Source organism: Acinetobacter sp. YH12201 (assembly GCF_013418145.1).
GTDB lineage: Bacteria > Pseudomonadota > Gammaproteobacteria > Pseudomonadales > Moraxellaceae > Acinetobacter.
Genome location: NZ_VPCP01000110.1, coordinates 1 through 7,344 on the forward strand (window position 1 = coordinate 1; position 7,344 = coordinate 7,344).

At 41.4% G+C, this 7,344-nt stretch carries 3 protein-coding genes and 3 pseudogenes; 2 read left to right on the top strand and 4 right to left on the bottom strand.

Features of this window, described 5'->3' with window-relative positions:
- Positions 1–100 (top strand): annotated as a pseudogene (locus tag FTU91_RS14935) (IS982 family transposase); the annotation flags it as partial.
- 2,272 nt (positions 101–2,372) lie between these two features.
- On the opposite strand, the pseudogene ssb reads toward FTU91_RS14935, so the two are convergent.
- The 3 genes and pseudogenes from ssb to cgtA all read right to left on the bottom strand — a co-directional run.
- Positions 2,373–2,519 (bottom strand): annotated as a pseudogene (gene ssb, locus FTU91_RS14940) (single-stranded DNA-binding protein); the annotation flags it as partial.
- A 630-nt stretch (positions 2,520–3,149) separates the two neighbouring features.
- Positions 3,150–4,283, bottom strand: a complete 1,134-nt coding sequence (proB, locus tag FTU91_RS14945) for a glutamate 5-kinase (protein ID WP_180082745.1) — start codon at positions 4,281–4,283, stop codon at positions 3,150–3,152.
- A 29-nt stretch (positions 4,284–4,312) separates the two neighbouring features.
- Positions 4,313–5,527 (bottom strand): Obg family GTPase CgtA, encoded by a 1,215-nt coding sequence (gene cgtA, locus FTU91_RS14950; RefSeq protein ID WP_180082747.1) that lies wholly within the window; start codon positions 5,525–5,527, stop codon positions 4,313–4,315.
- Positions 5,528–5,796: 269 nt separating this feature from the next.
- Here cgtA and FTU91_RS14955 point away from each other — a divergent pair, with 269 nt between their 5' ends.
- Positions 5,797–6,990 carry an MFS transporter gene (locus tag FTU91_RS14955; protein WP_180082748.1) on the top strand — a complete coding sequence of 398 codons (1,194 nt, stop codon included), beginning with the start codon at positions 5,797–5,799 and terminating at the stop codon, positions 6,988–6,990.
- A 240-nt stretch (positions 6,991–7,230) separates the two neighbouring features.
- Here the strand turns inward: FTU91_RS14955 and FTU91_RS14960 are convergent.
- Positions 7,231–7,344: pseudogene (locus tag FTU91_RS14960) on the bottom strand (IS982 family transposase); the annotation flags it as partial.

Genomic DNA, 7,344 nt, shown 5'->3' on the forward strand with positions numbered 1-7,344 from the left:
TCGTTCGGTAAATAACTTCATGGTGAATATCATGGCTGCTGTAGTGGCTTATTGTTTGAATCCCAATAAGCCAACTTTCCAAAATATGCTAAAAGGCTAAGCAGATTTCGTCGAACTCAGGTTAATTAAATAAGTAATTAAAAAATATATAAAAAATCCCGCTCTAAAGCGGGATTTTTTTGAATCTATAAAACTTAGTAAATCGCCATATGATTGCGATATATAAAGTATGTAAACAACTGTTTTAATTATACTATTTTATAAGTATTAAATATTTAACCTCCCATTTAACCTCTTATCGTGTTCTATACTCCCTCTTATTGAGTGATAAATTATTTTTTTACTCACTGTGACCGATAGCGGAAATCCTGTATCGGTATAAGGGAATATTTGAAGGTATCGACCCATTCAGTAAACGACCGACCTATTAACCATATTCGGCCCTATCTCGCGCCCGCGCGTTTTCTTAATTATTGCCTGATGGTATAGCGGTTTGCTGTGTTTTTTCGCTGCTCTTCTTTTTTGTGGCTCAGGTGGGATTAGATTTAGAATCCTATCCTTTGTGGTTCGGTTCAGTTTAACGAGCGTATTTTTTCGTTGGCTGAATACCGTTGCTCACTTTTGAGCATCGCTTTTTATGGCGTGGTCATTTTGACCATACCCACACTGTATGACTGTACGAAAGTTTCGTAGTTCATCACTACTACGGAAAACTCAGGTTAGCCAACGCAATTTTGCGCTGTCCTACTTCAGAAAACTTCAGTTTTAAAAATACAAAACCTAATAAAACCTAATATTCAAAAATGCCATGCTGTTATCAATTGTTATGGTTTGGATTACTGCAAAATACTACTTTTCACTTACTGCTCGGACTTGTCAAAACTTGACATTGATAACCTGTCAAAACCTGTTATTTAAAACGCTGCACATGTTAGTAAATGTTAGTTTTTCGGACTGCTCAAACGCTTTGAACCTCACAAAACCTCACTTTCATTACGGCACCATTACGGCATGTTTTTCTGCTGCACTGTTAAGAATTGATAAGGTTTAAACCTGATAAAACCTGAAATTTGTTATACGTAGTCATACAAGATAGGTAGTCGTTTAAAACGGCGTAAACCTTGCTGTACCTATATTTGAGTATGGTTTTAATGGACTTTTTAATGTGGTGCTGTAAAACAAGAAATTCTTTACGTAGCTATACAAAATAGGGGGTCTTTCTTTGATGTACTTTGACGGAGTGGGATTTCCTCAAAATAGTGGTAAACCTTTCTACATATAGCTTTTAAGGTGTTTTGATGGTCTTTCTACTGGTGTCCATCAAGGAAATTAATTAAACGCCGTAGAGAATAATTTAAGGCCGTTTTGCTGTACGTAGCTGTACGAAATCAAAGTTATTAAATCGCTGTATGCCTTGCTGTAATCGGCATAGGTGGCATTTCTTACAAGTACCCTGTAAAGCAAAATTTAGCATGACGTAGCATGACAAAACCGCATTTCTTGTTTGACGTAGTTTGACAGAATCAAAGCCATACTAAACCGCCGTACCCTTTGCATAGCTTGGCTTTGAGTGCATTTTTATAGGTGTTTTTATGAGTACCTTGTCCAACAAATACAAAAGGCTTGTCGTACAAGATTTTGCGACACGTAGAGACACGAAATTGATTTGTTTTGCTTGACGTAGCTTGACGAAATGCAGTTTTAATAAAATGGCTGTAATGCTTATATAGTAAGGCTTTGACATTGTTTTTATGGTGCTTTTTGGTGGGGTGCTGTCAAGGTAAATTAAAGGTATGTTGTATAGCTAAAAATAACTAACTTATGACTAGGTTTAGCTATTTGGTATAAATTTTAATTTAAGTAAACTATTAATTAAGTTTATCTAACAATTTGATTTAATTAACATTATTTGAATTTTTGATATATTTCGCCACTGAATATTATTTGAATAGTGTACAAAATAATCAACAGAAACTGCTGTAGTTTCTCAATTGCCTACTCCATGGCTAATTGTTTATAAGCCCACGTTGTCTTTCCTGTAGTGGGCTTTTTTTTGCATGGATTTTAATTGTCATCATGCCTTAGATGGGTAGCATTTCAAATGCCACCCTTTCGGATTTGAAATCCAGTAGGGTGCATTCAACTTATTGTTATCAAAGCAAAGCTCAAAATTGAGCATTCATGCCAGGTGAATATAATTTGTTGTTTTTACAGGTAAACGCAAAATTGCGTTTTGTCTAATTAGACTGCACCGATCTAAAGCTGTCTAAAGCTACTCATTCGGTTATCACGATTTCCATGATGGTTGAATCTGTATGGTGATAATGACCACTCAGCCAATAAAAAAGCTCCCCATATTTAGGGAGCTTCGATTAAAGCAATTGTAGCTCATCAGCTCGAATCTCTGTCACTTCCCGATCTGCACCGCTTTGGTCTTTCCACTTTCTTGTACGTAAGCTGCCCTCTATATAAACCTTTCCGCCTTTCTTGAGGTATTTACTCGCAATCTCGGCTACCCGCTTGAGTTGTTCTTACGTGTGATCACGGTCAGCCTTGAAACCATAAAGATTGTGAAGACGTTGCCAAAATTGGATATTTAATTTTATCGACTAAAGACACGGCGCAATATGCGCCGTTTTTTTATTGATCTAAAAACAAGCGGTTGATTCAATAAGTAGGATTAAAAGCTCACATTTTAAACGTAGTCAGTGCGCGCTTATCTTACTTTATGACATAAAGTAAGAGTCCCTTTTAAATCCTTACGGGACAACGATGAAAATTATGCTATTAAAACTCGAGGAAGTTGCGAATTTAATCGAGCAGGCTGAACTGTCAGGTAACATCGTTCAGCAACAGCAAACACCAAATGAGGTAATTTATTGCATTCAAGACGGTACAAATGAATGCTTGCTCATTAATACACCGTGTAATAGTTATCTAATTACTCACAGCGATTATAGCAATGATCGATCCGTCGCCCCCCTATCGTTCAATCCTCCTAGACCAAACAAATGCCGGCACACGTTACGATACTCCTAATATAAAAAGCCCACTTATAAAAGTGGGCTTTTCAATCACCAAGTAGCTAAATTGGTAGCTAGATAGCTTTAAATTTAAAATTAAACCAATAAAAACAACAGGTTAAAAAACTAATAAATCGCCATATGATTACGATGGATCATCTCTAGTGAACGTGCTTCGCCTAAAACCTGATGTACTTTATCCGATGCCAGCCCTTTGACAATTTCCGCAGAACGCGAACTGAAGTTGACACGGCCGACAGCAATGCGATGACCCTCTTGGTCTACACACTCCACCACATCACCACGCTCAAAGTGACCTTCCACTGCTTTGACCCCTACAGGTAACAAACTGCGGTGATTGTCTTTAATCGCTTTGACTGCACCATCATCAAGAACCAGACGGCCAGCCGTTTGTAGATGTGCCGCCAACCATTGCTGATGTGCGGTAATACGGTCATTATCCGTAATAAACAAAGTACCTAACAATTCACCCGACATTAAACGCGCCAAGACATTATCACTTTCACCACTGGCAATCAGGGTTGGACAACCCGATTTTGCTGCCAGACGTGCAGCACGGACTTTGGTCAGCATACCGCCACGACCAAATTTACCGCCACCACCGGCCATATCAAACAGGCTTTCATCCAAAGCACGCACAGTATGGAACAGTATGGCATTCGGATTAGAACGTGGATCGGAGTCAAACATGCCTTGCTGATCGGTCAAGATAATCAGCAAATCTGCATGCACCTGACCTGCGACCATGGCTGCCAGTGTGTCGTTATCACCAAAGCGGATTTCATCGGTAGAAACCGTGTCATTTTCATTGATCACTGGAATCACACGCCAGTCAATCAGGTGCTGCAGGGCATCACATGAATTGAGATAGCGACGGCGGTCTGCCAGGTCATCATGAGTCAGTAAAACCTGCGCCGTTTGAATGGAATGATTTTCCAGAACACTCGACCAGGTTTGAATCAGCCCCATTTGACCAATAGCAGCACAAGCCTGAAGACTGGGTAGATCGGTGGGTCGATTCTCAAGTTTCATTCGCACCATACCTTCAGCCACAGCACCGGAAGACACCAGAATAATCTCATGTCCTGCATTGTGCAGATCTGCAATCTGTTTCGCCCAATGCGAAATTGCATCCAGATCTAACCCTGTTCCGTTTGCTGTGAGTAAAGATGATCCGATTTTAACAACGATTCGTTTACAAGCCTTGAGCTGACGTTGCCCATCTACCACTTCTATCATCTTGTCCTCAGTTACTCTTATTGCAGAGCTTAACGTACGTAGTACACTTCCATTTCACCATCATCACCGTCTTCATCATCATCGTCGTCACCTAGAATACCGGCAAGACGCTGTTGACGACGCATCTCACGATACGCTTCTTTCGCTGCGATGGTTTGTTCACGTGTTTCAGCTTCAAGCTGGTCACGGAACGCTTTTAATTGTGCTGCGTATTCTGGATCTTCAGCTTCGAGTTCACGTTGTTTCTCGATTTCATCCATGAGGTAATACACAACTTCTTTAGTCCCTTCAGACATGAGGCCTGAAGTTTTGAATACCGGACCTGTCCATTGCATTTCCTCAAGAAGATGCTTACACCATTCTTCACGCGTATCTTCGTCAAGTTGGTCAACCTTGTTCAGCACCAGTACCACTGGCAATTTAGCAAGTGTTGGAGAGAATTTTTTTAACTCATTCAAAATTGCTTTGGCATTGTGTGCCGGATCTGAACCGTCAATAGGCTGTACATCGACAATGTGCAACAAAATACGGGTACGGGCCAGATGCTTAAGGAAACGAATACCCAGACCCGCACCTTCAGATGCACCTTCAATCAGTCCAGGAATATCGGCCATCACAAATGAACGGTGACGGTCGGCATCTACCACACCCAGATTCGGCACCATGGTGGTAAATGGATAGTCTGCAACTTTTGGTTTTGCAGCAGAAACCGCACGAATAAAGGTCGATTTACCTGCGTTAGGCATCCCGAGCAAGCCAACATCCGCCAATACTTTAAGTTCTAGACGCACTTCACGGAATTCACCTTTGGCACCGTGAGTACATTTACGTGGTGAACGGTTGGTCGAAGATTTGAAGTGAGTATTCCCTAAACCACCTTCACCGCCTGCTGCAACCAATACACGCTGACCATCAGCGACCAGGTCACCGATGATATCGCCAGATTCTGTATCTACAATGGTGGTTCCAACCGGAACCAGTAATACGGTGTCTTCACCGCCGCGGCCTGCACAGTTTGCACCGCGACCATTTTTTGCACGTTCTGCACGGAATTTACGTGTATAACGATAATCTACTAGGGTGCTGGTGTCGTCGTCGGCCTGAATATAAATACTACCGCCACGGCCACCGTCACCACCATCTGGACCACCAAATGGTACGAACTTTTCACGGCGAAAACTGGCTACGCCATTGCCACCGTCGCCAGCCTCTACGGTAATGACTGCTTCATCAACAAAGCGCATGCTGCCAATCCTCTAAAAACTTTAAAACCCCATATTCTGCCATATTTTAAAGAATTTCTCGAATATATTTATTCAGCACTGCATGAAGATGACTGAATTCAGCCTTATTTTATAAACATCAATCAAAAAGCTGATGTTGTCCGATCTTTTTGCCAAGCAATTATTTTCCAACCGTTGATATAAATTAATGATCACATGATTGATTTTACTTATTTCAGAATCTGAACATCTCTCCTTATAGTGCATGCAGCGTTGTTTGAGTCCTGATCATGTCTTTGCCAAAACCTGAAACTGTCAGCCCTTTGTCATCACAATTTGTATTGCTTATGGCAATCGCCTGCGGTTTATGTGCCGGTTCGGCTTATTTTAATCAGCCGCTGATTTATTCGATTGAAAAGAGTTTGAAAATTAGCACCAGTCAGGCTGGCTTAACCGTCGTGCTTGCCCAAATTGGTTATGTGCTTGGCTTAATGCTGTTGGTTCCTTTAGGCGACTTCCTGAATAAACGTAAACTTGTGGTCAGTTTGATGGTATTTGCTGCCATATCGCAAATTCTGCTGTCATTGAGCACCACCCTCAGCACCTTATACCTTTTCACCCTGTGTGCCACCTTTGGGGCAATTTCCGCTCAGGTTCTGATTCCTTTTGCCTCAACCATTAGTCCACCAGAATCCAGTGCTGCAACGGTTGGAAAACTCATGAGCGGTTTGGTGATGGGGATTATACTGTCACGGACCTTTGCCGGTTTTGTCTCAACATACTGGTCCTGGGAAGCTGTGTATTTATCCAGTGGCGTGATCACCCTGCTGTTTGCTGTTGTGATGTGGAAAAAATTACCGAATACTCAACCTCAAACCGGCTTAACCATCAGCAGTATTTACCGTTCACTGTTTACACTTGCCCGAAACAATCCACATTTAATCCGTCGTGCCTGTGCCGGTGCTTTGGGCTTTGGCATCTTGTCGATGGTCTTTACCTCGATGACCTTTGTCCTAGGCAATGCGCCTTACTACTTTAGTGATTTTGAAATTGGCCTGTTTGGCTTGCTCGGTGTTATCGGGATTTATTCATCGAGCTGGTCGGGCAAAACCGTGGGGCAAGGCAAGGAAAATCTGGTCGCAAAACTGTGTATTTTTCTGATGCTGTTTTCATGTATTCCCCTGTTCTTTGCCCAGCAGAATATTTGGGTTTATGCGCTTGGGGTTTTGATGAGTTATTTTGGCCTCACCGCCTTTCATGTCCTAAACCAAAATCTGGTTTACCGGATTGACCTGAAAGCACGTTCACGGATTAATGCAGTCTATATGACCATCTATTTTTCGGGTGCAGCTTTGGGTTCGCTGGGTGCAGTATATGCATGGGAACACTTTGGGTGGATTGGCTGTGTTGCACTCGGTCTGGTCTTCTCGATTGGAATTTTGCTGATTGACCGTTTTGATTTTAGCCAAATGAAAAAGGGTTAAATTCAGCACAAGGAATAGACCTCAAGGTTTATTCCTTTAAAACTTATAAGACTTAATCTCTAAAATGGATAAACATTTATCCTGTGAATCGTTTCCTGATAAATCTTTGAATCAATAAAGAAAAAGTTCTACAGGCCATAACAAAAGTCCGATCCCTTACCAGTAAAGTCATCACCAGATTTCCGGTCTTTCCAGCTGATGACTGCACACCCAGACAATTTAATTCTTATTTAACCCTAGTTACGGATAAGCTAAATTTCTAACGACATGAATTTTTGGCTTATTCTTCTGACAGAGTTGATAAGCACATAAAGATGAAAATATGCCTGCTAGAAAACCGGAAATAGTCCGATG

What these genes read in the sequence shown, in the direction of transcription:
- proB (WP_180082745.1), bottom strand. Translation starts at nt 4,283, where the DNA reads ATGATAGAAGTGGTAGATGGGCAACGTCAGCTCAAGGCTTGTAAACGA.
- cgtA (WP_180082747.1), bottom strand. Translation starts at nt 5,527, where the DNA reads ATGCGCTTTGTTGATGAAGCAGTCATTACCGTAGAGGCTGGCGACGGT.
- FTU91_RS14955 (WP_180082748.1), top strand. Translation starts at nt 5,797, where the DNA reads ATGTCTTTGCCAAAACCTGAAACTGTCAGCCCTTTGTCATCACAATTT.